The organism is Pseudomonas sp. AM14(2022), from assembly GCF_036346455.1.
GTDB classification, from domain to species: domain Bacteria; phylum Pseudomonadota; class Gammaproteobacteria; order Pseudomonadales; family Pseudomonadaceae; genus Aquipseudomonas; species Aquipseudomonas putida_A.
In genome coordinates this window covers 248,449-275,054 of the sequence record NZ_JAOTNY010000005.1, presented here as the reverse complement: position 1 = coordinate 275,054, position 26,606 = coordinate 248,449, and the positions used below count along the sequence as shown (strand labels likewise).

General features: G+C 61.4%; 26 protein-coding genes and 1 pseudogene. 11 read left to right on the top strand and 16 right to left on the bottom strand.

Annotated features, from left to right (window positions below):
• Positions 1 to 114: 114 nt before the first annotated feature.
• From V3W27_RS13180 to V3W27_RS13170, 3 genes are all read right to left on the bottom strand, one after another.
• Complete coding sequence (locus V3W27_RS13180) at positions 115 to 1,026, bottom strand: phasin family protein (RefSeq protein ID WP_096794687.1); 912 nt, start codon at positions 1,024 to 1,026, stop codon at positions 115 to 117.
• A 10-nt stretch (positions 1,027 to 1,036) separates the two neighbouring features.
• The gene (locus V3W27_RS13175; protein WP_097087009.1) at positions 1,037 to 1,459 is read right to left on the bottom strand and encodes a phasin family protein; all 423 of its coding nucleotides are present in this window, start codon (positions 1,457 to 1,459) and stop codon (positions 1,037 to 1,039) included.
• Between the two features lie 231 nt (positions 1,460 to 1,690).
• Positions 1,691 to 1,966, bottom strand: coding sequence for a polyhydroxyalkanoic acid system family protein (locus V3W27_RS13170; protein WP_330206770.1), 276 nt, complete (start codon positions 1,964 to 1,966; stop codon positions 1,691 to 1,693).
• A 154-nt stretch (positions 1,967 to 2,120) separates the two neighbouring features.
• Between V3W27_RS13170 and ubiE the strand changes: the two genes are divergently transcribed.
• The 11 genes and pseudogenes from ubiE (at position 2,121) to V3W27_RS28175 (ending at position 10,209) form a co-directional block, all read left to right on the top strand.
• Entirely contained in the window at positions 2,121 to 2,891 is a 771-nt protein-coding gene (gene ubiE / locus V3W27_RS13165; RefSeq protein ID WP_007961779.1) for a bifunctional demethylmenaquinone methyltransferase/2-methoxy-6-polyprenyl-1,4-benzoquinol methylase UbiE, read from the top strand.
• Entirely contained in the window at positions 2,891 to 3,514 is a 624-nt protein-coding gene (locus V3W27_RS13160; RefSeq protein ID WP_007961778.1) for a ubiquinone biosynthesis accessory factor UbiJ, read from the top strand. The genes ubiE and V3W27_RS13160 overlap by 1 nt, the downstream gene beginning before the upstream one ends.
• On the top strand, positions 3,511 to 5,115 hold the full coding sequence (gene ubiB / locus V3W27_RS13155) for a ubiquinone biosynthesis regulatory protein kinase UbiB (protein ID WP_097087007.1): 1,605 nt from the start codon (positions 3,511 to 3,513) through the stop codon (positions 5,113 to 5,115). Before V3W27_RS13160 ends, ubiB begins: the two co-directional genes overlap by 4 nt.
• Positions 5,116 to 5,195: 80 nt before the next feature.
• Positions 5,196 to 5,597 carry a phosphoribosyl-AMP cyclohydrolase gene (gene hisI, locus V3W27_RS13150; RefSeq protein WP_007909357.1) on the top strand — a complete coding sequence of 134 codons (402 nt, stop codon included), beginning with the start codon at positions 5,196 to 5,198 and terminating at the stop codon, positions 5,595 to 5,597.
• Positions 5,590 to 5,922: a phosphoribosyl-ATP diphosphatase gene (locus V3W27_RS13145; RefSeq protein WP_003220849.1), complete on the top strand. Its 333-nt coding sequence runs from the start codon at positions 5,590 to 5,592 to the stop codon at positions 5,920 to 5,922. Before hisI ends, V3W27_RS13145 begins: the two co-directional genes overlap by 8 nt.
• Before the next feature lie 25 nt (positions 5,923 to 5,947).
• Positions 5,948 to 6,229 carry a twin-arginine translocase TatA/TatE family subunit gene (locus V3W27_RS13140; RefSeq protein WP_003220847.1) on the top strand — a complete coding sequence of 94 codons (282 nt, stop codon included), beginning with the start codon at positions 5,948 to 5,950 and terminating at the stop codon, positions 6,227 to 6,229.
• A gap of 9 nt (positions 6,230 to 6,238) precedes the next feature.
• Positions 6,239 to 6,691: a Sec-independent protein translocase protein TatB gene (gene tatB / locus V3W27_RS13135; protein ID WP_330206769.1), complete on the top strand. Its 453-nt coding sequence runs from the start codon at positions 6,239 to 6,241 to the stop codon at positions 6,689 to 6,691.
• Complete coding sequence (gene tatC, locus V3W27_RS13130) at positions 6,688 to 7,479, top strand: twin-arginine translocase subunit TatC (RefSeq protein WP_027611295.1); 792 nt, start codon at positions 6,688 to 6,690, stop codon at positions 7,477 to 7,479. Before tatB ends, tatC begins: the two co-directional genes overlap by 4 nt.
• Positions 7,476 to 8,183: a 16S rRNA (uracil(1498)-N(3))-methyltransferase gene (locus V3W27_RS13125; protein ID WP_027611294.1), complete on the top strand. Its 708-nt coding sequence runs from the start codon at positions 7,476 to 7,478 to the stop codon at positions 8,181 to 8,183. The genes tatC and V3W27_RS13125 overlap by 4 nt, the downstream gene beginning before the upstream one ends.
• Positions 8,184 to 8,292: 109 nt before the next feature.
• Positions 8,293 to 9,354 (top strand): annotated as a pseudogene (locus tag V3W27_RS28180) (methyl-accepting chemotaxis protein); the annotation flags it as partial.
• Positions 9,337 to 10,209: a methyl-accepting chemotaxis protein gene (locus V3W27_RS28175; protein WP_442962653.1), complete on the top strand. Its 873-nt coding sequence runs from the start codon at positions 9,337 to 9,339 to the stop codon at positions 10,207 to 10,209. The pseudogene V3W27_RS28180 and the gene V3W27_RS28175, both read left to right, overlap by 18 nt.
• A 146-nt stretch (positions 10,210 to 10,355) precedes the next feature.
• Here V3W27_RS28175 and V3W27_RS13115 read toward each other — a convergent pair whose 3' ends face one another.
• From V3W27_RS13115 to V3W27_RS13050, 13 genes are all read right to left on the bottom strand, one after another.
• Positions 10,356 to 11,090 (bottom strand): amino acid ABC transporter ATP-binding protein, encoded by a 735-nt coding sequence (locus V3W27_RS13115; RefSeq protein ID WP_007961769.1) that lies wholly within the window; start codon positions 11,088 to 11,090, stop codon positions 10,356 to 10,358.
• Positions 11,083 to 12,042, bottom strand: a complete 960-nt coding sequence (locus tag V3W27_RS13110; RefSeq protein WP_103485248.1) for an amino acid ABC transporter permease — start codon at positions 12,040 to 12,042, stop codon at positions 11,083 to 11,085. The genes V3W27_RS13115 and V3W27_RS13110 overlap by 8 nt, the downstream gene beginning before the upstream one ends.
• 129 nt (positions 12,043 to 12,171) lie before the next feature.
• Positions 12,172 to 12,969: a transporter substrate-binding domain-containing protein gene (locus V3W27_RS13105; RefSeq protein WP_003220833.1), complete on the bottom strand. Its 798-nt coding sequence runs from the start codon at positions 12,967 to 12,969 to the stop codon at positions 12,172 to 12,174.
• 189 nt (positions 12,970 to 13,158) lie between these two features.
• The gene (gene mdoH, locus V3W27_RS13100) at positions 13,159 to 15,729 is read right to left on the bottom strand and encodes a glucans biosynthesis glucosyltransferase MdoH (RefSeq protein ID WP_115988388.1); all 2,571 of its coding nucleotides are present in this window, start codon (positions 15,727 to 15,729) and stop codon (positions 13,159 to 13,161) included.
• A complete protein-coding gene (locus V3W27_RS13095) occupies positions 15,722 to 17,506 on the bottom strand; it encodes a glucan biosynthesis protein G (protein WP_167734086.1) in 1,785 nt (594 codons plus the stop codon). Before V3W27_RS13095 ends, mdoH begins: the two co-directional genes overlap by 8 nt.
• 307 nt (positions 17,507 to 17,813) lie before the next feature.
• The gene (gene dtd / locus V3W27_RS13090) at positions 17,814 to 18,251 is read right to left on the bottom strand and encodes a D-aminoacyl-tRNA deacylase (protein WP_098966789.1); all 438 of its coding nucleotides are present in this window, start codon (positions 18,249 to 18,251) and stop codon (positions 17,814 to 17,816) included.
• Positions 18,248 to 19,219, bottom strand: coding sequence for a prolyl aminopeptidase (gene pip / locus V3W27_RS13085; RefSeq protein WP_330206767.1), 972 nt, complete (start codon positions 19,217 to 19,219; stop codon positions 18,248 to 18,250). The genes dtd and pip overlap by 4 nt, the downstream gene beginning before the upstream one ends.
• A 226-nt stretch (positions 19,220 to 19,445) precedes the next feature.
• Entirely contained in the window at positions 19,446 to 20,249 is an 804-nt protein-coding gene (hutG, locus tag V3W27_RS13075) for an N-formylglutamate deformylase (RefSeq protein ID WP_330206766.1), read from the bottom strand.
• Positions 20,250 to 20,259: 10 nt separating this feature from the next.
• Complete coding sequence (gene hutI, locus V3W27_RS13070; protein ID WP_330206765.1) at positions 20,260 to 21,465, bottom strand: imidazolonepropionase; 1,206 nt, start codon at positions 21,463 to 21,465, stop codon at positions 20,260 to 20,262.
• 102 nt (positions 21,466 to 21,567) lie between these two features.
• The gene (gene hutH, locus V3W27_RS13065; RefSeq protein ID WP_330206764.1) at positions 21,568 to 23,100 is read right to left on the bottom strand and encodes a histidine ammonia-lyase; all 1,533 of its coding nucleotides are present in this window, start codon (positions 23,098 to 23,100) and stop codon (positions 21,568 to 21,570) included.
• A 116-nt stretch (positions 23,101 to 23,216) separates the two neighbouring features.
• A complete protein-coding gene (gene hutH, locus V3W27_RS13060) occupies positions 23,217 to 24,740 on the bottom strand; it encodes a histidine ammonia-lyase (RefSeq protein WP_330206763.1) in 1,524 nt (507 codons plus the stop codon).
• Positions 24,741 to 24,893: 153 nt separating this feature from the next.
• Complete coding sequence (locus V3W27_RS13055) at positions 24,894 to 25,724, bottom strand: quaternary amine ABC transporter ATP-binding protein (protein WP_007961757.1); 831 nt, start codon at positions 25,722 to 25,724, stop codon at positions 24,894 to 24,896.
• Positions 25,721 to 26,572 carry an ABC transporter permease gene (locus V3W27_RS13050; protein WP_027611284.1) on the bottom strand — a complete coding sequence of 284 codons (852 nt, stop codon included), beginning with the start codon at positions 26,570 to 26,572 and terminating at the stop codon, positions 25,721 to 25,723. The genes V3W27_RS13055 and V3W27_RS13050 overlap by 4 nt, the downstream gene beginning before the upstream one ends.
• Positions 26,573 to 26,606 lie beyond the last annotated feature (34 nt).

Sequence of the window (26,606 nt, the reverse complement as noted above, 5' to 3'; positions counted from 1 at the left end):
GCCTTCGCGAGCAAGCCCGCTCCCACAGGGGGAATGGTGTTGTTCCAGCGATTATCTGCACAAACAAAAACGCCCGACCTTCACAGGCCGGGCGTTTTGTTTTGCCCTGAAAAATCAGGACTGACTGGTTGGCGTCGACGGGGTCGATGCAGCAGTCGGGGTGGCTACCGGAGTCGGTGCAGCGGCGGAGTTCGACGCGCTGGCCGGGGTTGCCGGGGTAGCTGGCTTGGCTGCTGCGGGTGCAGCTGGCTTCGGCGCAGCGGCCTTCGGCGCGGCCGGTTTTTTCACTGCCGGTTTTTTCGCCGCAGCCGGTTTGGCCGCAGGCTTGGCAGCCGGTTTCGCGGCAGCGGTTTTCGCTGCTGGCTTGGCGGCTGGTTTGGCCGCGGACTTGGCCGCAGGTTTCGCAGCGGCTTTGGCAGCAACCGGTTTCGCGGCAGCCTTGGCGGCTGGTTTGGCAGCGGCCGTTTTAGCAGCAGGCTTGGCGGCAGCGGTTTTTGCCGCTGGCTTGGCCGCAGCTTTGGCAGCTGGTTTCGCAGCCGCTTTAGCCAGTGGCTTCGCGGCGGTTTTGGCTGCCGGTTTGGCCGCTGCGGTTTTCGCCGCGACCGGTTGGGTTTTCAGACCGGTGAGTTTCTCGATCTGCTTGGTCAAGGTCTCGACCTTGCTGTGCAGCGCTTTGACTTCATTGCGGCTAGGCACACCCAGGCGCGAAATCGCGCTGTTCAGGCGCTTGTCGAAAGCCCCTTCCAGCTCGTCCCACTTGCCCAGTGCGCGATCTTTCACGCCGCTGATGCGCGACTTGGCCGAAGAAGCGGAATCCTTGGCGGCATCGACTTTCTTGCCGACTGCCGACTTGGTGAGCTTCTCGGCTTTCTCGCCGTCTTTGACCAGTGACTCGAAGAGCTTGCTGCCGTCAGTGTCGATCTTCGAGTACACGCCTAAACCAGCCAGCCAGATTTTGCGGGAGTAGTCTTCGACTTTCCCAATCCACGAGCTGCCTTCTTTATCGGTGTTCTTTTTACCAGCCATCCCGTTCTCCTTAAGATTTACGCGCGACGCGTTCGAGCAATGCCGTCAGCTCATCGAGCTTAGCAGAGAGTGTCTCAACGTCATGTTTAGACGGAATGCCGATACGATTCAAGGCGCTTGCTACACGGGAGTCGAACGCCTTCTCGACCTTGTCGAGCTGAACTTCGACGCGACCTTTGAACGAGCTGACTTCATCCCTGGCTTCGTCGATCTCGGCGTTGGCGGCTTCGAGTTTTTCGGTGACGGCTTTTTTGCCTTTCTTTTCAACAGTTTGACCAGCCTTGATCAACTCTTGAAAGTAGTCGCTGCCCTCTTGGCCGACCTTGGTGTAGGCACCCAGGCCTGCCAGCCAGATCTTGCGGGCATAGGATTTGACGTCGCTCAGAGCAGAAGTCGAAGCGTCGATTTTTTTCTTCAGAATGACTTTGGCCATGGTGCACCTCACGCGCAGAAGGTTTGAGGAACTGCCCGCAGATGTGTCGGGCTCAGGCACAAAGTAGGGAGAAAAATTAGAAACGGCACCCTAACAACTGACATAAACAGCAGGAGCGCCACAGAACAAATGTAGGAGTGAGCCTGCTCGCGATAGCGGTCTGTCAATCAACATTCCAGTGACTGACAGACCGCTATCGCGAGCAGGCTCACTCCTACAGGGGATCGTGTTTCAGACCAGGGCTTTGTCCAGCGCCTTCTCGATCTCGGCTTTGATCATGCCGCTCATGGCCGACATCATGATGCCCAGTTCCACGTCGACGCGGATCGAGTCGTCGGCCACATGCACCGCGCCTTTCACGCCCGAGCGCTTGAGGTTCAGGGTGTCGCCCGACCACTGCGGCTTCAGACCATATTGATCGGAGAGTTTCTGCGCCAGCTTGTCGGCCTTCTCGCGGGCGGCTTCCTTGCCCAGGCTGTGGGCACGCTCAACACTGATTTTGGCCATCGAATGACTCCTGCTTGATGAATAGGTGACGGTAAATCTTGACCGCGTCTGCGGCAAATCGTCCCGAAGGTCGCCCATCTTACCTTTAGCCATTCCAAGACAAAGCATGGCTTGGGGATTAGAATGTCGCGCATTCTCTTTTGGTGACAGCGATATGACTGATCAGCGCAAAGGCAGCGATGCCGAACCCACCACTCACTTCGGCTTCAAAAACGTTCCGGAAAGCCAGAAAGCGGAAAAAGTCGCTGAGGTGTTCCACTCCGTAGCCGCGAAGTACGACCTGATGAACGACCTTCTGTCGGGCGGCATGCACCGTCTGTGGAAGCGTTTCGCGATCGAACTGTCCGGTGTGCGTGCAGGCAACCGCGTGCTCGACATCGCCGGCGGTACCGGTGACCTGACCAAAAAATTCTCGCACCTGGTTGGCCCGACCGGTCAGGTGGTATTGGCCGACATCAATGAATCGATGCTCAAGGTCGGCCGTGACCGTCTGCTGGATCTGGGTGTGTCGGGCAACGTCGAATTCGTTCAGGCGGACGCGGAAAAACTGCCGTTCCCGGACAACCATTTCGACTGCGTGACCATCGCCTTCGGCCTGCGCAACGTGACGCATAAAGAAGACGCCCTGCGCTCGATGCTGCGCGTGCTCAAGCCCGGCGGCCGCTTGCTGGTGCTGGAGTTCTCCAAGCCGACCAACGCGCTGATGTCGAAAGCCTACGACGCCTACTCGTTCGCCTTCATGCCACTGATGGGCAAGCTGATCACCAACGATTCTGAAAGCTATCGCTACCTGGCCGAATCGATCCGCATGCACCCGAATCAGGAAACCCTGAAGTCGATGATGGTCGACGCCGGTTTCGACCGCGTGACCTATCACAACATGACCGCAGGCATCGTCGCCCTGCACCGCGGCATCAAGCCCTGATGTTGCTCACCGGGCTGCTTGCCAGCGTCGAACTCGGTCTGAACCGGGTGCTGCGTCTCGACAGCACGGCGCTGCCGCGGCTGGCGCATCTGACTGGCAAAGTGATTGCCGTCGATTGCCGCAGCCCGGCGCTGCAACTGTTCATCCTGCCCAGCGATGAGGGCCTGATGCTCGCCTCGCACTGGGAAACCGGCGTCGACTGCACCCTGCGCGCCCCGGCCTCGAGCCTGGTAAAACTGGCCGTGAGCAAAGACAAGACCGCGGTGCTGCACGCCCCGGAAGTCGAGCTCGACGGTGACAGCGGCGTGCTGCTGGAACTGGCCGGGGTGCTGCAGGACCTCGAGCTGGACTGGGAATACGAACTCTCGCGCTGGCTCGGACCGGTCGCCACGCAACTGATTGGCGGTCACCTGCGCAGCCGCGCACGCTGGTATCAACAAGGATTTGCCAGCCTCAACCAGAACCTCGCCGAATACCTCGCCGAAGAATCGCGCACCCTAGTCGGGCAGCGCGAAGCCGAAGCGCGGTTCAGCGAACTGGACCGGATCAAAGTTGATCTGGAACGTCTCGAGGCGCGTTTCGAGCGCCTTTCCCGATCCCTCGACCCAAGCGATAACGCATGAAGCTGCTTGCCGTCCGCCGTCTGTTGCGCATCCAGCGCGTCGTGATCCGCTACCGCCTCGATGACCTGCTGTTCGAGCTGCCGCTGCCCTGGTTCCTCCTGGCGCTGCGCTATGTGCTGCCGTGGCGCTGGTTGCCGCGCAAGCAGTTGGAGCTGAGCCGTGGTGCGCGCCTGCGTCTGGCGCTGCAGGATCTGGGGCCGATTTTCATCAAGTTCGGGCAGATTCTCTCGACCCGCCGCGACCTGCTGCCGGAAGACATCGCCGATGAGCTGATGCTGCTGCAGGACCGCGTGCCACCGTTCGATTCGCAGCTGTCGATCAAGCTGATCGAAGAACAGCTGGGCAAGAAGATCAGCGAAGTGTTCAGCCGTTTCGACGTCGAACCGCTGGCCTCGGCCTCGGTGGCGCAGGTGCATGCCGCGCAACTGAAAACCGGCGAAGAAGTGGTGGTCAAGGTGATCCGCCCGGGCCTGAAACCGGTGATCGCCCAGGACCTGGCGTGGCTGTTCATCCTCGCCCGCGCCGCCGAAAAGGTCTCCGCCGACGCCCGCCTGCTGCACCCGGTGGACGTGGTGCAGGACTACGAAAAAACCATCTACGACGAACTCGACCTGCTGCGCGAGGCGGCCAACGCCAGCCAGTTGAAGCGCAACTTCGAAGGCTCGCCGCTGCTTTACGTGCCGCAAGTCTATTGGGACTGGTGCCGGCCGAAAGTGCTGGTGATGGAGCGCATCTACGGGATTCAGGTGACGGATCTGGCGACCCTCGCCGACCAGCGCACCGACATGAAAATGCTCGCCGAGCGCGGCGTGGAGATCTTCTTCACCCAAGTGTTCCGCGACAGTTTCTTCCACGCCGACATGCACCCGGGCAACATCTTCGTCAGCACCGTCAACCCGTGGAGCCCGCAGTACATCGCGATCGACTGCGGCATCGTCGGCAGCCTGACCCCGGAAGACCAGGACTACCTGGCACGCAACCTGTTCGCTTTCTTCAAGCGCGATTACCGCCGTGTGGCGCAGTTGCACATCGATTCGGGCTGGGTGCCGGCGGAAACCAAACTCAACGAATTCGAAGCGGCGATCCGCACCGTATGCGAACCGATCTTCGAAAAACCGTTAAAAGATATTTCATTTGGCCAGGTGCTGATGCGCCTGTTCCAGACCGCACGGCGCTTCAACATGGAAGTCCAGCCTCAACTGGTTCTGCTGCAGAAGACTCTGTTGAACATCGAGGGCCTCGGTCGTCAGCTGTACCCGGATCTGGATCTGTGGAACACCGCGCAGCCGTTCCTTGAGCGCTGGATGCGCGAGCGCGTCAGCCCGAAAGCCTTGCTCGGCAACGTGCAGAGCCAGTTCGAGCAGCTGCCGCACCTGGCCAACATGGCTCGCGATCTGCTCGAACGCATGTCGCAACCGCACGCCTACGACCCGCCGCCACCGTGGCACAAACGCAAGGACGACTGGTTCCTGCGCCTGCTCGGTTGCGCGCATCTGGCCGGCGGCACGATCCTCGCCGCGGGTGGCCCGCTGCACGAACTGGGGCATTGGCCGGCGGGCATCATGGTGGCAGTCGGCTTGTATCTGGTCGTTCGCCGATAGCCAGTTCGCTGATCGGCTGGCACACTGTTTCAACGCCTGAACCTGACAATTGAAGTACGGGTTCGCTGTCGGAGTCGAAGATGAAAAACTGGCTGGACGAGATCAAGTGGGACGCAGATGGCCTGGTGCCGGCGATTGCCCAGGATCACAAGACCGGACGCGTGCTGATGATGGCCTGGATGAACCGCGAAGCGCTGGAACTGACCGCTGCGGAAAACCGTGCAATCTACTGGTCACGTTCCCGTGGCAAGCTGTGGCGCAAGGGCGAAGAGTCCGGCCACGTACAGACCCTGCATGAAATGCGCCTGGACTGTGATGCCGACGTGATCATCCTGATGGTCGAACAGATCGGCGACATCGCTTGCCATACCGGCCGTCAAAGCTGCTTTTACCGCGTCTTCGAAAACGGCGACTGGAAAACGGTCGACCCTGTCTTGAAAGACCCGCACGCAATCTATTCCGCAGGACACAAACATGAGTGACACCCTGACCCGCCTCGCTCAGGTACTCGAAGAGCGCAAGGGCGCCGCTGCCGACAGCTCATATGTAGCTAGTCTGTATCACAAGGGCCTGAACAAGATTCTGGAGAAAGTCGGCGAAGAGTCGGTCGAAACCATTATTGCCGCCAAGGACGCCGCCATCAGCGGTGACTGCAGCGATGTGATCTACGAGACTGCCGACCTGTGGTTCCACAGCATGGTCATGCTCGCCCAACTGGGGCAGCATCCGCAGGCCGTGCTGGATGAACTGGATCGTCGCTTCGGTCTGTCCGGACACGTCGAGAAAGCCTCGCGTCCGTCCGCCTGAACAATTTTTAGAGAGGAACAGCAACATGGGCATTTTTGACTGGAAACACTGGATCGTCATTCTGGTAGTCGTGGTGCTGGTGTTCGGCACCAAGAAACTGAAAAACCTCGGCACCGACGTCGGCGAGTCGATCAAGGGCTTCCGTAAAGCCATGAACGATGACGAAAAACCGGCCGCCGATCCGACCGTAACGCCTGCGCAGCCGGTACCGCCGGTGCAGCCGCAAGCCACCGCTCAGGCCAACCCGCCGCACACCATCGACGTGCAGGCGCAGAAAGTCGAAGAGCCGATCCGCAAAGACGTGTGAGACTGACAAATGTTTGGTATCAGCTTCTCTGAACTGCTGCTCGTCGGCCTCGTCGCCCTGCTGGTGCTGGGCCCCGAGCGTCTGCCGGGCGCTGCGCGCACCGCCGGCCTGTGGGTCGGCCGGCTGAAGCGCAGCTTCAACGCGATCAAACAGGAAGTTGAACGTGAAATCGGTGCCGACGAGATCCGTCGGCAACTGCACAACGAGCACATCCTGTCGCTGGAGCAGGAGGCGCGAAAGATTTTCACGCCGGTTCAGCAGGAGCCGACGCCAGTTGAGCATGTCGGCGAGCAGACGATTCATGCGCCAGCCGCGCCCGCTGCACCTGCACCTGCACCTGTTGCTGCGCCGACAGAACCAGTGCCCGCTGCTGCAAATACTTCGGTTGAACACGTAGCCCCAACCGCCGCGCCGACCACACCAGCGCCTCACGACCCTACACTGCCGCCGCGAGCCCCATGAGCGATCTCCCTGAAAACGACCAGCACATGCCGCTGGTATCGCACCTCACCGAGTTGCGCACCCGCCTGCTGCGTTGTGTGGCGGCGGTGTTCATCATCTTCGCCGGGTTGTTCGCCTTCACCCAGCAGATCTACACCTTCGTCTCGACGCCGCTGCGCCAGTACCTGCCGGTCGGCGCGACGATGATCGCCACGGATGTGTCGTCGCCGTTCCTGACGCCGCTGAAGCTGACGATGATGGTCTCGCTGTTCCTCGCGATTCCGGTGATCCTGCATCAGATCTGGGGCTTCATCGCGCCGGGCCTGTACAAGCATGAGAAGCGCATCGCCGTGCCGCTGCTGGTGTCGAGCATCCTGCTGTTCTACACCGGCATGGCGTTCGCCTATTACTTCGTGTTCCCGCTGATCTTCAAGTTCTTCGCCGCCGCCACCCCGGCCGGCGTGGAAATGATGACCGACATCACCAGTTACCTCGACTTCGTCATGACGCTGTTCTTCGCCTTCGGCGTCGCGTTCGAAATTCCGGTGGCCGTGGTGCTGCTGGTGTGGATCGGCGTGGTCGACGTCAAATACCTGAAGAAGATTCGCCCGTACGTGATCATCGGCTGCTTCGTGGTCGGCATGATCCTCACCCCGCCGGACATCTTCTCGCAGACCCTGCTGGCGGTACCGATGTGGATGCTGTTTGAAATCGGCATTCTGTTCGGCGGCCTGATCAGCAAGCGCGAACGCCCGGACGAAACGCCAGCCGACGATCACAACGACCAGCCGCCAGCGACCCAGGCATGAACCTGCTGCTGCTCGAAGAGGCCGACTTCATCGCGGCCGACCGCGTCGTGCTGCGTGACCGGCGCCTGACCCACATGCAGGAAGTTCACCGCTCGGAAGTCGGTGACAGCCTGCGCGTGGGACGGATCAATGGCTTGATGGGCTCGGCTGAGCTGCTTCGCCTTGAGGCCGGTGAAGCCGAGTTGCGTGTCACCCTCGATCAATCACCACCGGCCAAGCTGCCATTGACGCTGGTATTGGCCCTGCCCCGCCCGAAAATGCTGCGACGGGTGTTCCAGACCGTGGCGACCATGGGCGTGTCGAAGGTGATTCTGGTCAACAGCTACCGGGTCGAGAAGAGTTTCTGGCAGACGCCGTTTCTCGAGCCGGAAGCGATTCGCGAGAACCTGATTCTCGGCCTCGAACAGGCCCGCGATACCGTGCTGCCGGAAGTCATCATCGAGAAGCGCTTCAAACCGTTCGTCGAAGATCGTCTGCCAGCGATCAGCGAAGGCACCCTCGGCCTGGTCGGCCATCCCGGCAATTACCCGCCGTGCCCACGGGCATTGAGCGAACCGGTGACCCTGGCGATCGGCCCCGAGGGCGGCTGGATTCCCTACGAAATCGACCTGCTGGGCAAATCCGGCCTGCAACCGGTGCAACTGGGCGAACGTATCCTGCGCGTCGAAACCGCCGTCACCGCCCTGCTCGCCCGCCTGTTCTGACACACCTCTCCCTGTAGGAGCGGTGTCGGACAAATCGGGTTACAGATTGCCATCACCCCGCCGATACAGTCCCCATAAGTCCAATTAGTGGTCCGAGGGGAGTCGTCGCATGTACCGTTGGTTAGCCGAGAATCTTGGGAACGTCAGCGTCAAACGCAAGCTGGGTATCGGTTTCGGCCTGGTGCTGTTGCTCACCCTGCTGATTACCTTTACCGGCTGGACCGGCATGGGCGGCATCATCAGCCGTGGCGACAAGCTGGGCTTCATCTCCAGCCTCAATGAACTGACCAAGGACCTGCGCCTGGCGCGTCTGGACTATGAAGCGCGTCGTGGCGAACAAGGCCCGGGCGCGGTCAACGAGTTGCTGGCCAAACTCGGCAGCGGCTTGCAAACCGCGCGCGGCCTGATCGAGCAGCCCTCAGATGCGGCCATGGTCGATCAGCAACTGGCCGCTGTCGCCGAGTACAAACGTGCCTTCGCCGACATGACACAGGCCACCGTGCAGCGTGAGGATGCGCGCAGCAAGCTCGGCGCCAGTGCCGACAATGCCGTGGCCAAAGTCTCGGAAGTCGAGAAATCCATGCTGCAGGGTGACAGCGTCGCGCAATTCAACAGCGTGATCGAACTGAGCAAACTGTTGCAGCAAGCGCGCTATCAGGTGCGCGGCTATACCTACAGCGGCAAGGCCGAGGCGGAGCAGCCCGCGCTGGACGCCATCGACAATGCACTGAAAAACCTCGACAGCCTGCCGGCGAAACTGCCCGAACAGCACATCGCCAACCTGCAACAGGCCACCGACTCGATCAAGGCTTATCGCGCGGCGGTCGCCCAGTTCCGCGACTCGCAGGTGAACAATGCCAAGGCCGGGGTAACCATGACGGCGCAGGGCGACATCTTGCTCGACGTCAGCAAGAAGCTCACCGAATCACAAACCGTGGTGCGCGACACCGATGCCGCGCACGCCAAGAACATGCTGATCATCGCCACCTTGCTGGCCGTGGCCTTCGGTTTGCTCGCCGCATGGGCGATCACTCGGCAGATCATCATTCCACTGAATCAGACCCTGAAGGTCGCCGAGCGCGTGGCTGCCGGCGACTTGACCCACAACCTGGTGTCTCAGCGTCGCGACGAACTCGGCCAGTTGCAACGTTCGATGCAGAGCATGACCCAAGGCCTGCGCGAGTTGATCGGTGGCATCAGCGACGGCGTCACGCAGATTGCCAGCGCCGCCGAGGAACTGTCGGCGGTCACCGAGCAGACCAGCGCCGGGGTCAACAATCAGAAGATCGAGACCGATCAGGTCGCCACCGCCATGAACGAAATGGCCGCCACTGTGCAGGAAGTCGCGCGCAACGCCGAGGAAGCTTCCGAAGCCGCTGTGGCCGCCGACCAGCAGGCCCGCGAAGGCGACAAAGTGGTGGGTGAAGCCATCGCGCAGATCGAGCGTCTGGCCGTCGAAGTCGGCCACTCCACCGAAGCCATGGGCGAACTCAAGCGCGAGAGCGACAAGATCGGCAGCGTGCTCGACGTGATCAAGTCCGTGGCCCAGCAAACCAACCTGCTGGCGCTCAACGCCGCGATCGAAGCAGCGCGTGCCGGTGAGGCCGGGCGTGGTTTTGCGGTGGTTGCCGATGAAGTGCGCAGCCTCGCCCAGCGCACGCAGAAGTCCACCGAAGAGATCGAAGAGCTGATCGTCGGCCTGCAAACCGGCACCCAGCAAGTGGCGACGATCATGGACAACAGCCGCAGCCTGACCGACAGCAGCGTCGAACTGACCCGCCGCGCCGGTGGCTCACTGGAAAGCATCACCCGCACCGTCTCGGCGATTCAGGCGATGAACCAGCAGATTGCCGCAGCGGCCGAGCAGCAGAGTGCCGTGGCCGAGGAGATCAACCGTAGCGTGCTGAATGTGCGGGATGTGTCGGATCAGACCTCGGCGGCGAGTGAAGAGACCGCGGCGTCGAGTGTTGAGCTGGCGCGGCTGGGGACGCATCTGCAGATGCTGGTGGGGCGGTTCAAGGTTTGAGGTGATTCATCCACCTCGGTTCGCTCTGAACCGAGGTGATGCATTCGCGAGCAAGCCCGCTCCCACAGTTGACCTGGTTGTCCATGCGGACGCGGTCTAATGTGGGAGCGGGCTTGCTCGCGAAAGCGGTAGGTCAGACGCTGAAATTAAAGGACCTGACGCAGAAAGGCCTGCGCCCGCGGATCCTTCGGCGCATCAAAAAACTCCGCCGGGGAAGCATCTTCCAGCAGTTTGCCGTGATCGAAGAACAGCACTCGATCCGCCACTTCCCGGGCGAAACCCATTTCGTGGGTCACGCAAACCATGGTCATGCCTTCCACGGCCAGATTCTTCATCACATCCAGCACTTCACCGACCATTTCCGGGTCGAGGGCCGAAGTCGGTTCGTCGAACAGCATCACTTTCGGGTCCATCGCCAGCGCCCGGGCAATCGCCACGCGCTGTTGCTGGCCGCCGGACAGGCGTGATGGATATTCCCGAGCCTTCTGCGCAATACCGACCTTCTCCAGCAACGCCAAGGCCTTGGCCTCGCTTTCCTTCTGCCCACGCTTGCGCACGACTTTCTGCGCCAGACAGAGGTTTTCCAGCACGGTCATGTGCGGGAACAGGTTGAAGTGCTGGAACACCATGCCGACTTCGCGGCGGTAGGCGTTGACGTCGGTTTTCGGGTCGGCCAGTTGCAGGCCGTCGATGCTCACCGAACCCGAGTCGAATTCTTCCAGGCCATTGAGGCAGCGCAGGAAGGTCGATTTGCCCGAACCCGACGGGCCGATCACCACCAGCACTTCGCCTTTGGCAACGGAAGTGGTGACGTTATCCACAGCCCGAACTACCTGGCCACGGGTGTCGAAGACTTTTACCAGATCGCGGACTTCAATCACTTTGCGCGAGCCTCCGCTCAAGACGGCTGGCGATTTTCGACAGCGGCAGGTTGATCAACAGGTACAGGCCGGCGACGCAGAACAGGATTTCGAACGGCGAGAACGAGGTGGTGATGACTTCACGGCCACTTTTCAGCAGCTCGGTGATCGCAATCACCGACACCAGCGAGGTGTCCTTGACCAGGCTGATGAACTGCCCGGCCAGCGGTGGCAGTACGCGTTTGAATGCTTGCGGCAGTACCACGTGGCGCATCGACTGGCCGGCGCTCAGACCGAGCGAACGCGCCGCTTCGTTCTGGCCACGGGCAATCGACTGCACCCCGGAACGGATGATCTCGGCCACGTAGGCGCCGGTAAACAGCGACAGCGCGGCGATCCCGGCGAACTCGCGGGACAGGTTCATCACCGTGCCGATGAAGAAGTAGAAAATGAAGATTTGCACCAGCAGCGGCGTGCCGCGTACCAGTTCGACGTAGATGCTCGACAGGTCGCGCAGGGTCGGGTTGTTCGACAGGCGGCACAGCCCGGTGACCAGACCGATCAGCAGACCGAGCACACCCGACACCACCGACAGCCACAGCGTGGTCCAAAGGCCCCACAGCAGCGGCCCTGCCGCCCAATGCCGGGTCACGCCCACGACGTCGCCTTCTGCCACATCGTCGCCCTGAGCGAATTGCAGGCTGTTTTCGTCGACGGTCAGGTGCTGCTCGTCACCGGCGTCGTTGCGCAGGGTGACCTGCGCGCTACCGCCCTTGCGCACCAGCTCGGTGACGGTGGAGATATCGGTGGCACGCTGGGATTCTTCGGCCTGATAGGCGAAGTACTGCGGCACGCGGTTCCAGCGCCATTCGTAGGACATCAGCGACGTGGCGTAATACAACGCGCCCGCCAGGCCGACCAGCACCAGCACGGTCAGGACGTGCCAGGGCCATTGGGCTTTTTTCTGTTTCATTGCAGGTTCCGGATTTTTGTTGCTATGGAGGGCCTCTTCGCGAGCAGGCTCGCTCCCACAGGGGAATGCATTCCAATGTGGGAGCGAGCCTGCTCGCGATTGGGGCGACTCGGTCTGACTGACCCAGTGTTATTCCATGTCCTTGAGCCACTCGGTGCTCTTGAACCACTTGTCATGGATGCGATCGTAGGTGCCGTCTTCGTGGATCTGGTGCAGGAAGTTGTTGATGAAGTTGATGCTGTCGTAATCACCCTTCTTCAGACCGAAGGCCAGCGGCTCGTAGGTGAACGGTTTGTCGAGGAACACCAGTTTGCCGGCGCCGACCTTGTTCACCGCGACCACGTTGTACGGCGCGTCGTAGATGAAGGCGTCAGCCTTGCCGTTAACTACATCGAGCACCGCTTCCTGCTCGTTGTCGTAGCCGTGGTACTTGGCTTTGGCAATCAGCTTCTTGGCAACCATCTCGCCGGTGGTACCGAGCTTGGAGGTGATGCGGTAGTCGGCGGTGTTCAGGTCTTTATAGGACTTGATGGTGCCTTCCAGTTCCTTGCGGATCAGCAGGGTCTGGCCGACCACGATGAACGGTTCGCTGAAGTTCAGGCGCAGGTTGCGCTCCTGAGTCAGGGTCATGCCGCTGCCGATCATGTCGAACTTGTCGGTCATCAGGGCCGGAATGATCCCGTCGTAACCGGTGGACACCAGCTCGAGCTTGACGCCCATGGCCTTGGACATGGCTTTGAGGATGTCGACTTCGAAGCCGATGATCTCGCCGCGCTTGTTGGTCATTTCGAACGGCATGTAGGTCGGATCCATACCGACTTTCAACGTGCCGCGCTTGACCGCGTCATCGATTGCACCGGCGTGCGCCGCATTGACTGCAACCAGTGCCGTGACGCCGACCAGCAGCATCGACAGATACTTCTTCATCTTCAAGTCCCCAAAACCATTGCAATTGCGGCGCGAAAACCGACTGAAATGGACAAGATCGTCCGGGCGCGCCAATTCGGGGACGGATGCTAACGCACTCGTTCGTTTGCACAAGGTTTTTTGATCGATTGCAGATCAGCGCCCGCTGTCGTCAGGACAAAAAAACCCCGCTTTCGCGGGGTTTCTTCATCAGGCCGGTTGCGCCTGCAAGCTCACAGGCTTGAGTGGCAACAGCGGCGCATGCGGATCGGCTTTCACCGAAGCACGCCAGGCATCCAGCCATTCCTTGTGATCTTCGGACCAGACCAGCTCGTGCAGACGCGCCAGGGCCACCGGATCGCTCAGCAGTTGCAGGCGATCGTGGTTGCTCAGTGCCGCCGGGCCAGCCTTCAGGGCATGACGTACACGTTCCTGACGCAGCCATTCGATCGGCTCGGCCTGACCGTGACGCGAGGTCGCCAGCGAGCACGCCAGGGCGTTCTGCTGCGGATCGACCACGGCGCGGATGAAGCCGTCGTTCAGCGCGTGCCAACGGTTCTCGTGGGTGTACTGGTCGGTCGCCAGCAGTGCCTGCGGCGGATTGTATTCCTCGGGGATGAGGAACAGGCTCTCGTCACGGGATTTGAGGCCCAGACCGACACGGCTGGAAATCACCGATACCGGGATCGACAGCATCAGCGAACCGACGATCGGGACCAGCCACCACAGGAAGCTCGGGTTCAGCCAGATCACCAGCAGCGCCCAGCAGAAGCCCAGCAGGGTCTGCGGACCGTGGCGCTTGACCGCCTCGCTCCATGGCGTGGAGTCGTCGTCACGCTGTGGCGAGTTCCAGGTAGCGGCCCAGCCGAGGAACGCGGCGAGCACGAAACGGGTGTGGAAAATCATCCGCACCGGCGCCAGCAGCATGGAGAACAACATCTCCAGCAGCATCGACAGGGTCACTTTGAACTTGCCACCGAACTCTTTCGCGCCCTTGGCCCAGATCAGGATGATGCTCAACAGCTTCGGCAGGAACAGCAGCACGATGGTCGTCGAGAACAGCGCGATCGCCTTGTCCGGGTGCCATTGCGGCCACAGCGGATAAAGCTGACGCGGTTCCAGGAAATACTGCGGCTCCATCAGTGTGTTCACCGCCAGCAGCGCGGTCGACAACACCAGGAAGAAGAACCACAACGGCGCCGACAGGTACGACATCACGCCGGTCAGAAACACCGCGCGGTGCACCGGGTGCATGCCTTTGACCAGGAACAGGCGGAAGTTCATCAGGTTGCCGTGGCACCAGCGACGGTCACGCTTGAGCTCGTCGAGCAGGTTCGGCGGCAGTTCTTCGTAGCTGCCCGGCAGGTCGTAGGCAATCCACACGCCCCAACCGGCACGGCGCATCAGTGCGGCTTCAACGAAGTCGTGAGACAGAATCGCACCGGAGAACGCACCCTTGCCCGGCAACGGCGCCAGGGCGCAGTGGTCGATGAACGGCTTCATGCGGATGATCGCGTTGTGACCCCAGTAGTGGGATTCACCCAGCTGCCAGAAGTGCAGGCCGGCAGTGAACAGCGGACCGTACACGCGGGTAGCGAACTGCTGCATGCGCGCATACAGGGTATCCATGCCCGACGCACGCGGCGCGGTCTGGATGATCCCGGCGTCCGGCGTCGCTTCCATCAGGCGTACCAGACTGGTCAGGCACTCGCCGCTCATCACCGAGTCGGCGTCGAGCACGACCATGTACTTGTAGTCACCGCCCCAGCGACGGCAGAAGTCGTCGAGGTTGCCGCTCTTGCGTTTCACACGGCGGCGACGGCGGCGGTAGAAGATCTTGCCAAAGCCTTTGGCTTCGCGGCAGACGTCCAGCCAGGCCTGTTGCTCGGCGACGCAGATATCGGTGTCGTTACTGTCGCTGAGGACGAAGAAGTCGAAGCGATCCAGATCACCGGTAGCGGCGACCGACTCGAAGGTGGCGCGCAGACCGGCGAATACCCGGGGCACGTCTTCGTTGCAGATCGGCATCACCAGCGCGGTACGAGCGTCTTTCGGAATCGGCTCGTTGCCGGCACTTTTGCCGGAGATACGGTATTTATCGTGACCGGTGAGCAACTCGAGGAAGCCCATCAGTGCCGTCCAGAAACCGGCCGAGACCCAGCAGAACAGAATCCCGAACAGGATCAGGATGCTGGTCTGCAGCGCATACGGCAGCACTTGCGTGGCGGTTTGCAGCAGCGGCTGGTGCAGCACTTCGTCCAGATCGACGAACGACCAGCCCTGGTACGGCATGATGCCTTTCATGTACCAGCCGGCAACGATGGTCTGACCGAGCATCAGCAGCAACAGAATGTAGCGACGGATCGAACCGACGGTACGCCAGCGCGCCGCCGGCAAGACGTTTTCGTCCTTCGGCGGCTGTGGCGGGTTGGTGCGCCCGGTGAGGCGGCGCCAGCCACGCACCAGAATATTGGTGCGCCAAGGCTCCGGCACGACTTTGGTCCGACGGATCGGCGGAGTCGCCTTCATGCTGACCCGACCGCTGGCGTCGAGCACCAGCATTTCCGCCTCTTCCAGCTCCTCGGCGGTGCTCAGGGTCAGGCGCTTGCCCACCGAAGCCTGGGCGGCTTCGGCAGGCGCGTCGAACGTCGGCGACGACAGACGCTGGTGCAGTTCGCTGAAGGACTGGCAGCCCGCGAGTTCCGCGCGCTGCTCGTCGGTCATCGGCAGATGCGCCAGATACTCGGACAGAGTCTCTGGCTGTACTTGAGAGTTACTCATCGGCAGGCAACTGATAGCTCCAGGTCTCGGTCAGGACTTCTTCAGTCGGTGCCGATTCCGGTGTGGCTGGGGCCGCGTTCGCAGCCGCTGGCTGCTTGGCGTCTTTGTTGGCCTTGTCCTTGGCATCTGCGGCTGGCTTGGCGTCGGCCTGTTTGGCCTCGGCTGCCTTGGCTTCCTTCTCGTCTTTCTCTTGTTGCTTGGCCGCGACCTTGTCCGCCTTGGCCACCGACGAGTTCGACGCCGGCACCGAAGACTTGGCCAGATCAGCGGTCACCACTGGCTGTACCAGGGCAGCGCGCATCTCGGTGGACTTGCTCGCGTCCTTGATTTTCATCCGCAGAGTCAGGCGCCAGCCCTTGGTTTCCGGGTTGTAGCGCACGCTGTTCTCGACCAGCTCGGCGTTATCGCCAACGCTGACCTGACTGCGCACGTCGGCATCCGGGGCCAGAGCCGCCAGCGATGGACCTTCGAAGTCGACCAGGTAAGCGACGCTGCCGTCCGGCTGACGGATCAGGTTCGACTGTTTGACGTCGCCGGTCGAACGCAGGGTCTGCTTGACCCAGGCGCTGTCGGGGGCGTGAATCGCCGCTTCGTCCATGGTCCAGTGCAGGCGGTAGGCGAAGTCCAGCGGCTTGCCTGGCTCCGGCATGGTTTCCGGGCTCCAGAACGCAACGATGTTGTCGTTGGTTTCGTCGGCAGTCGGAATCTCTACCAGATCAACGGTGCCCTTGCCCCACTCGCCCTTCGGCTCGATCCAGGCGCTTGGGCGCTTGTCGTAGCGATCGTCGAGGTCTTCGTAGTGGCTGAAGTCGCGGCCACGTTGCAGCAGACCGAAACCACGCGGGTTCTCGACGCTGAAGTTGCTCACGGCCAGGTGTTTCGGGTTGTTCAGCGGACGCCAGATCCACTCGCCGTTGCCGGCATGGATCGACAGACCGCTGGAGTCGTGCAGTTCACGACGGTAGTTGAGGACTTTCGACGGCTGGTTGGCGCCGAACAGGAACATGCTGGTCAACGGTGCGATGCCCAGTTTGCCGACCTTGTCACGCAGGAACATCTGCGCCTTGACGTCGACAATGGTGTCGCTGCCCGGACGCAGGATCAGGCGATAGGCACCGGTGGCGCGCGGCGAATCAAGCAGGGCGAAGATCACCAGGTGCTTGTCGCCCGGCTTCGGCTGCTGAATCCAGAACTCGCGGAAACGCGGGAATTCTTCGCCCGACGGCAGTGCGGTGTCGATCGCCAGACCACGGGCCGACAGACCGTAAGTGTGACCCTTGCCGACGACGCGGAAGTAGCTCGCGCCGAGCATGGTCATGATTTCGTCTTGTTTGTCGGCCTTGTTGATCGGGTACAGCACACGGAAACCGGCGTAGCCCAGTTGCTCGGTGGCTTTCGGATCGAACTTGAGGTCGCCGAAATCGAAGCGGGTCGGATCGTACTTGATCTCTTCGACGGTGTTCGCCGTGATTTCGTTGATTTTCACCGGCGTATCGAAGTGCATGCCCTGGTGATAGAAGGACAGCTTGAACGGTGTCTTCTGATCGGCCCACTCAGCCTTTTCGGTGAGGAAGCGGATTTTCTGATAATCCGCGAACTTCATGTCACGGAATTCGTTCGGCAGGTTGCTGCGCGGGGCTTCGAACTTCTGCCCGGCCAGCTCTTTAGCCTTGGCTGATACATCGTCAAGATTGAACGCCCAAAGCTGGCCGGCGCTGAGCAGGCACAGGAGCGCCGAGCCGGCTACCAGGGCACTTCGCATGCGTTTGGCAGACATTTTTGCTGCATTACAGGGACTAACAATCACGAGCAACCCTCGCCGAAAACAGATCAAAAAACCAACGGCCAGCTATCTATATGCCAGGTTGGCGAGCATTGTTCCGACTCCGCTGGGGCAAAATGATTCCCCAATCGGATCCAGACAAGTCTCTACCTAAGTCAAAAATGGAACAGCGAACGCTGATCCCCATAGCGCGCGATTATCTAGTAGCCCGCGTGACAACGCATCAGGGGTAACAAAGTATTTATCGCGAAAAACGCCTGTTTTCAGTCGAAAAGCCCTTGAAAAGCTGTTTCAAGCGCTTTCATGTCTGTAACAGGAAGGTTACCGGGCCATCGTTGACCAGGTGCACCTGCATATCCGCGCCGAATCTACCTGATGCCACAGTGCCATGCATCTGTTTCGCTTTGCTGAATAGATAGTCGAACAATTCCTCGCCCAATGCCGGAGGGGCCGCGGTCGAGAAACTCGGGCGCAACCCGCTCTTGGTGTCGGCAGCGAGGGTGAACTGAGAGACCAGCAGCAACCCGCCGCCCACATCCGCCAGGGACAGATTCATCTTGCCCTCAGCGTCACTGAATACCCGATAGTTAAGCAGCTTATGCAGAAGTTTGTCGGCGCTGGTACGGGTGTCGTCGGGTTCGACCGCCACCAGCACCAGCAAACCCTGATCCACCGCGCCGACTGTCTCTCCCGCAACCTCTACCCGCGCACCGCGCACGCGTTGTAAAAGCCCCTTCATGCTTCTTCGGGCGGCAGGTCGAGCAGGCGGCGGGCCATGTTGCTCGCGGCACGCACCAGCGCATCGGTGATACCCGGTTCGGACGCGGCGTGACCGGCGTCGCGAATCACCTGCAGCTCGCTGTTCGGCCAGGCCTGATGCAGCTCCCAGGCGTTGTCCAGCGGGCAGATCACGTCGTAGCGACCGTGAATGATCACCCCCGGCAGATGAGCGATCTTGCCCATGTCGCGGATCAGCTGATTTGGCTCGAGGAATGCGTTGTTGGTGAAGTAGTGACATTCGATCCGCGCGATCGACAGGGCGCGCTGCGGCTCGGAGAAACGGTCGACCACCAGCGGGTTCGGCCGCAGGGTCGCGGTGCGTCCTTCCCACGTCGACCAGGCCTTGGCCGCGTGCATCTGAGCGATCTGATCGTTACCGATCAGGCGCTTGTGGAAGGCGCTGAGCAGATCGTCGCGCTCGTCCAGCGGGATTGGCGCGATGTAGTCCTGCCAGTAATCGGGAAACAGACGGCTGGCACCGGCCTGATAGAACCACTCGATTTCCTGCGGACGGCAGAGAAAGATCCCACGCAGGATCAGACCGTGTACGCGCTCCGGGTGGTTTTGCGCGTAGGCCAGCGCCAGGGTCGAACCCCACGAACCGCCGAACAGCACCCATTTATCAATGCCCAAGTGCTTGCGGATACGCTCGAGGTCGGCGACCAGATCCCAGGTGGTGTTGTTTTCCAGGCTGGCGTGCGGGGTGGAGCGTCCGCAGCCACGCTGGTCGAAGGTGACAATGCGGTACAGGTTCGGATCGAAATAGCGACGGCTCTGCGCGTCGCAACCGGCACCCGGGCCGCCGTGGATGAACACCACCGGCAAGCCTTCCGGCGAGCCGCTTTCATCGACGTACAGCGTGTGGGTGTCATCGACAGCCAGATCGTGCCGGGCATGGGGTTTGATCTGCGGAAACAATGTCTGCATTGCGTGCTCCGTAAGGGGTCGAGGTCATCCCTGGGGGGACTTCTATTATTCTGCCGTCCGGCATCATAAACCCGATTTACGTCAATGAGCATGCCCGTACGCAGTCACAATTTTTCTGCTGCATACAAAACCTGTGGGAGCGGGCTTGCTCGCGAAAGCGCTGTGTCATTCAACGCATATGTTGCCTGATGCGCCGCCTTCGCGAGAAGGCTCGCTCCCACAGGGGTTATGCGGTGTAGTGCGACTTTGCCCAGGCCAGCAGGCCCTGCAGCAACTCCTTGAGCACCACCCGCGTCGGCTCTGCCAGATCGGCGCGGTAGCGGAACGGTACGAACTCTTCCATGTAGGTGCTCTGGCACAACTCCAGTTGCACGGCGTGGATGTTCTCGGCCGGGTTGCCGTAATGGCGGGTGATGTGGCCGCCCTTGAAGCGTCCGTTGAGCACGTGGCTGTAATGATCGTGACGGGCGCAGATGGCTTCCAGTTGCGTCGCCAATTGTGGATCGCAACTGGCGCCGTTGAAGGTGCCGAGGTTGAAATCCGGCAGTTTGCCGTCGAACAGGTGCGGAATGATCGAGCGGATCGAGTGCGCGTCGAACAGCAACGCGTAGCCGAACTCGGCCTTCAACCGCGCAAGCTCTTCCTGCAAGGTGCGGTGGTATGGCGTCCAGATCTGCTCCAGATAAGTCGCGCGCTCCTCTTTCGAAGGCTCCAGGCCTTCCTTGAACAACGGGATACCGTCAAACAGCGTCGCCGGGTACAGGCCTGTGGTGGCGCCGACATACAACGGTTTGTCATCGGACGGACGGTTAAGGTCGATGACGAACCGCGAGTATTCGGCGGCCAACGTGCTGGCGCCCAGTTCCTCGGCAAAGTCATAGAGCTGCGGAATGTGCCAGTCGGTGTCCGGCAGGCTTTTCGCGTCCGCGATGAGCCCGGCTTCGACCGCTGGCGTCAGGCGCACACCGGCATGCGGCATGCTGATCAGCAGCGGTACGCGACCTTGTTTGAAACTCAGAACCTTATCCACAACCGCTCTCCTACAGACTTGATTCGACGCCGTGACGCACGACGCATTTGTCCAGATCACCACCGAGCCAATAGGCCAGATCCGCCGGACGATCGATGTGCCAGGCGACGAAATCCGCGACCTTGCCGACTTCCAGCGAACCGTGGGTATCAGCCATGCCCAGCGCTTGCGCGGCGTGAATGGTCGCGCCGGCCAGGGCTTCTTCCGGAGTCATGCGGAAGCAGGTGCAGGCCATGTTGAGCATCAGGCGCAACGACAGCGCCGGCGAGGTGCCGGGGTTGAGGTCGCTGGCGATGGCGATCTTGACCTTGTGTTTGCGCAGGGCGTCCATCGGCGGCAGCTGGGTTTCGCGCAGGAAGTAGAACGCCCCCGGCAGCAACACCGCGACGGTGTCGGACTTGGCCATGGCGATGGCGTCGTCTTCGTCCATGAACTCCAGATGGTCGGCAGACAACGCGTGATACCGTGCGGCCAGACTGGAGCCATGCAGCGACGACAATTGCTCGGCATGCAGCTTCACCGGCAGGCCGAGTTTTTGTGCGGTGATGAACACCCGCTCGACCTGCTCCGGCGAGAACGCCAGGTACTCGCAAAACGCATCCACCGCATCGACCAGCCCTTCGGCGGCCAATGCCGGGAGCATCTCGGCGCAGATGTGCTCGATGTAGTCGTCAGCGCGATCCTTGTACTCCGGCGGCAGCGCGTGGGCGGCCAGACAGGTACTGCGCAAGCTGATCGGCAGCTCTTTTTCCAGACGACGAATGACCCGCAGGATCTTGCGTTCGCTGGCCAGGTCCAGACCGTAGCCGGACTTCATCTCGACCGTGGTCACGCCGTCGCGCATCAGACTTTTCAAGCGTTTCGCGGCGCTGGCGAACAACTCGTCTTCGCTCGCTTCACGGGTGGCGCGCACGGTGCTGGCGATGCCACCGCCCTGCGCCGCGATCTCGGCGTAGCTGACGCCTTGCAGACGCTTCTCGAATTCGCCGCTGCGGTTGCCGCCGAACACCGTGTGAGTGTGGCAGTCGATCAGGCCCGGGGTCACCCACGCGCCTTGCAGATCGTTGACCGCCGGGTATTCACCGGACGGCAGCAGATTGCGCGGACCGATCCACTCGATGTGCGCACCGGACGTCACAATGGCCGCATCCTCGATGATCGAGTAGACGCCCTGCGCCATGGTTGCGACGTGGCAGTGTTGCCAGAGGGTTTTCATCCCTTAGTCTCCACAGTATTCAAAATCGATTTCGCGAGCAGGCTCGCTCCCACAGTTGAAATGCATTCTCCTGTGGGAGCGAGCCTGCTCGCGAAGAGGCCATTACAGGCTAGGCAGCAATTTCGCCGGAACCAATTCGCTCAAGCAGCGCGAAGCCAACAACTCGGTCGCCGCATTGATGTCCGGTGCAAAGAAGCGATCCTTCTCATAGAACGGTACTTCGCGGCGCAGAATCGCCCGGGCCTGCTCCAGCTTGGCCGAGGTCTTCAGACCGTTACGCAGATCCAGCCCCTGCACCGCCGCCAGCCATTCCACCGCGAGAATCCCGCGGGTGTTCTCGGCCATTTCCCACAGGCGCTTGCCAGCGGCCGGGGCCATCGACACGTGGTCTTCCTGGTTGGCCGAGGTCGGCAGGCTGTCGACCGAATGCGGATGGGACAGCGCCTTGTTCTCGCTGGCCAGTGCCGCGGCGGTCACCTGGGCAATCATGAAGCCGGAGTTGACCCCGCCATTGGCCACCAGGAATGGCGGCAGTTGCGACATGTGCTTGTCCATCATCAGCGAGATACGGCGTTCGCTCAGCGAGCCGATTTCAGCGATGGCCAGGGCCATGTTGTCGGCGGCCATGGCCACGGGTTCGGCGTGGAAGTTGCCACCGGAAATCACATCGCCTTCAGCGGCGAACACCAACGGGTTGTCGGAGACGGCGTTGGCTTCGACCACCAGCACGTCGGCGGCCTGACGGAACTGGGTCAGGCAGGCGCCCATGACTTGTGGCTGGCAACGCAGCGAGTACGGGTCTTGAACCTTCTCGCAGTTCTGGTGCGAGTCGGAGACTTCACTGCGCTCACCGAGCAGATCGCGATACGCGGCTGCAGCATCGATCTGACCTTTCTGACCACGAGCGGCGTGAATACGTGCATCGAACGGCGAGCGCGAACCGAGCACCGCTTCAACCGTCAGACCGCCAATAGCCAGAGCACCGGCAAACAGGTCTTCACCTTCAAACAGACCGCGCAGGGCAAATGCAGTGGACACCTGAGTGCCGTTGAGCAGCGCAAGACCTTCTTTCGCCGCCAGGGTCAGCGGGGTCAGGCCGGCGACTTTCAGCGCTTCGGCGGCTTCCATCCACTCGCCCTTGTAGCGCGCCTTGCCTTCGCCCAGCAGCACCAGCGACATGTGCGCCAACGGTGCGAGGTCACCCGATGCACCCACCGAACCCTTGAGCGGAATATGCGGATAAACCTCGGCGTTGATCAGCGCGATCAGCGCGTCGATCACCACACGGCGGATGCCGGAAAAACCACGGCTGAGGCTGTTGACCTTGAGCACCATGATCAGGCGCACCAGCTCATCGCTGATCGGCTGGCCGACACCGGCGGCGTGCGACAGCACCAGCGAACGCTGCAGGTTTTCCAGGTCTTCGCTGGCGATGCGGGTCGACGCCAGCAGGCCGAAGCCGGTGTTGATGCCGTAGGCAGTGCGGTTCTCGGCGAGGATCTGCTCGACGCAGGCGACGCTGGCCTCGATCTGCGCCGCAGCGCTGTGGTCGAGGGTCACCTTGACCGGTTGCTGATAGACGTCACGCAGTTGGGCCAGGCTCAGTTGGCCGGGAATCAGGTTCAGCGCAGTCATTAAAATGCTCCTTTTGAACATTGTTATTAACTACCAGTCGCTCCGGAGCATTCCGTTATCCGTCGTTTCTCGTCTTGTGGACGATCCGCGCCTTGGCACGCTGGTATGGGTAGTTGTCAGTGCAGATTCGGTAATACGTTGTGCAGCGCATTCGGGTTTTTCAGCACGCTGGCAGCGGCGGCGATATCCGGCGCCAGCCAGCGATCCTGATCGTAGGCCGGGACGGTTTCACGCAACAGACGCCACGCCCGATCAGTGCCCGCGCCAAAGCGCTGCTCCTTGAGGAATTCAAAGGCCTGCGCCGCCAGCAGGTACTCGATGGCGAGAATCTGCGTGCAGTTTTCCAGGGCGCGGTGCAGCTTCAGTGCAGCGCTGGTGCCCATGCTCAGGTGGTCTTCCTGCAGGCCCGAGGTGACGTAGTTGTCGAGCACCGCCGGTTGCGCCAGTTGGCGATTCTCGGCACATAGCGAAGCGGCGACGTATTGCACGATCATCATTCCGGAGTTCACCCCCGGATTGGCCACCAGAAACGCCGGCAGACCGCTGACGTGCGGGTTGACCAGACGATCGAGGCGGCGCTCGGCAATCGAGCCGATTTCAGCCATGGCAATCGCCAGCAGATCCGCTGCCATCGCCACTGACTGGCCGTGCGGGTTGGCCTGCGACATCACCCGGAAGTTGTCCGGCGTGCCCAGCAGCAACGGGTTGTCGGTGCAGCCGTTGAGCTCGGCTTCCACCTGTTTTATCGCGTGTTCCAGTTGATCTCGCGCAGCGCCATGCACTTGCGGGATCGAGCGGATGCTCAGCGCATCCTGAGTACGAATGCCTTTACTGGTCGCGATCACTTCACTGCCATCGAGCAAGGCGCGCAGGTTGCTACCGACCTGCTGCATGCCGGGGTGCGGCTTGAGCGCGATGATCTCGGCATCGAACGCGGCGATCTGCCCACGCTGCGCTTCGAAACTCATGGCGCCGATCACATCGGCCCATTGCACCAGACGCGTCGCGTCGGCAATCGCCAGGCAGCTGAGGCCGGTCATGCACGGCGTACCGTTGACCAGGCACAAACCGTCTTTCGCGCCGAGTTGCACCGGTTGCAGGCCTTCTTCGGCCAGCGCCTGTTGCGCCGAAGTGATCTGCCCGCGATAGCTGACATTGCCCACGCCCAGCAGCGCGATGCCGATGTGCGCCATGTGCGTCAGGTAACCCACCGAACCTTGCGACGGAACCTGCGGGGTGATGCCGCGATTGAGCAGCGCCAGCAACGCTTCGACCACCCGCCGGTGAATGCCGGATTTGCCGTGGCTGTAGTTGTGGATTGCGGCGCAGATGATCGCGCGGGTCTGCTCATCAGGCAGCACCGGGCCGACGCCGCAGGCGTGGCTGAGCAAGGTGTTGCGTGAGAGCTGGCTGAGCTGTTCGTCCTTCAGCGAGACGTTGGACAGACCACCCAGGCCGGTGTTGACGCCATAGGCACGCTCGCCGCTTTCGACGATGCGCTGGACGATGCCCTGAGCGTTTTCGATGCGCGCCCAGGTCTCGCCGGACAGTTCCAGTTGCGCGCCGTGACGGGCGACGGCGACCACGTCCTGCCAACGCAGGGGGCTGCCGGTGATGATGATTTTTTCAGCCTGGGACATCTAAAACCTCATGCCTATTCTGTTGATACACCAACTGTGGCGAGGGAGCTTGCTCCCGCTGGACTGCGAAGCAGGCCCAAAATTTTTGCGACCGCTGCGCGCTCGAGCGGGAGCAAGCTCCCTCGCCACAAAAGCAGTCTCACCCTTAGTCGACTAAACCACCGCCGCCCGCCGCTGCACGAACCGGTCAACATACTCATCCGCCGGCGAATGCAGGATCTCTCTCGGGGTTCCGACCTGAATCAGCTTGCCGTCCTTGAGAATCGCGATGCGGTTGCCAATGCGCACGGCCTCATCGAGGTCGTGGGTGATGAAGACGATGGTCTTGTGCAGAGTCTTTTGCAGCTCCAGCAACTGGTCCTGCATCTCGGCGCGGATCAGCGGATCCAGCGCACTGAACGCTTCGTCCATCAGGATGATGTCGGTGTCCGCCGCCAAGGCGCGGGCCAGGCCGACACGCTGGCGCATGCCGCCGGAGAGCTGATGCGGGTATTTGTTTTCGTAGCCTTTGAGGCCCACGGTGTTGATCCAGTGCAGCGCACGTTCGGCGCACAGCTGTTTGCTTTCGCCGCGCACTTTCAGGCCGTAGGCGACGTTCTCGATCACGGTCTTGTGCGGCAGCAGGCCGAAGCTCTGGAACACCATGCTGATCTTGTGCCGGCGAAATTCGCGCAGCGCTTCCATGTCGTATTGCAGGATGTCCACGCCGTCGACCAGGATCGCGCCGCTGGTGGGGTCGATCAGGCGATTGAAGTGGCGCACCAGGGTCGATTTGCCGGAGCCGGACAGGCCCATGATCACGAAGATCTCGCCAGTGCCGATGCTCAGCGACAGGTCGTTGACCCCGACCACGCAACCGGTTTCGTTCAGCACCTGATCCTTGGTCTTGCCCTGGCCGACCATCGCCAGTGCGTCCTTGGCACGGTTGCCGAAAATCTTGAAGACGTTTTTGACTTCGATCTTGCTCACGGTTGCGTTATTCATTTGCTCACCTCATGCCGTGGCCGACCGTACGCCTGAGTAATACGGTCGATGACCACCGCGAGAATCACGATCGCCAGACCGGCTTCGAGGCCGCGTCCGACGTTGAGGGTCTGAATCCCCACCAGCACATCTTCACCCAGGCCACGGGCGCCGATCATCGAGGCGATCACCACCATCGACAGGGCCATCATGGTGGTCTGGTTGATCCCGGCCATGATGCTTGGCAGGGCCAGCGGCAGTTGCACGCCGAACAGTTGCTGCCAGCGGTTGGCACCGAAAGCGTTGATCGCTTCCATCACTTCCCCGTCGACCTGGCGGATGCCCAGATCGGTCAGGCGGATCAGCGGCGGCGCGGCGTAGATCACCGTGGCGAAAATCGCCGGGACCTTGCCCAGACCGAACAGCATCAGCACCGGAATCAGGTACACGAAACTCGGCATGGTCTGCATGATGTCGAGCAGCGGCATCAGCACCGAACGCAAGCGATTGCTGCGCGCCGAGAGGATCCCCAGCGGAATGCCGATCAGCACCGAAATGATCGTCGCGACCATCATCAGCGCCAGGGTCTGCATGAGTTTGTCCCACAGGCCGACAGCACCGACGAGGAACAGCAGACCGACGATGACAGCGGTGGTCAGCACTTTGCGCGTGGCGTGCCAGGCGACGACGCCGACGATCGCCAGCATCAACCACCACGGCGCCGCACGCAGCAGGCCTTCGAGGTTGACGATGGCCCACAGCAGCGTGTCCGAGATGTGGCGGAACACATCACCGTAGTTGGTGACCAGCGAATCGACCCAACCGTTGACCCAGTCGGCGATGGAAAAGGTAAAGCTTTCGGGAAACATAAGCGGCTCTCAATCAGAAATCTCAATCAAGCGA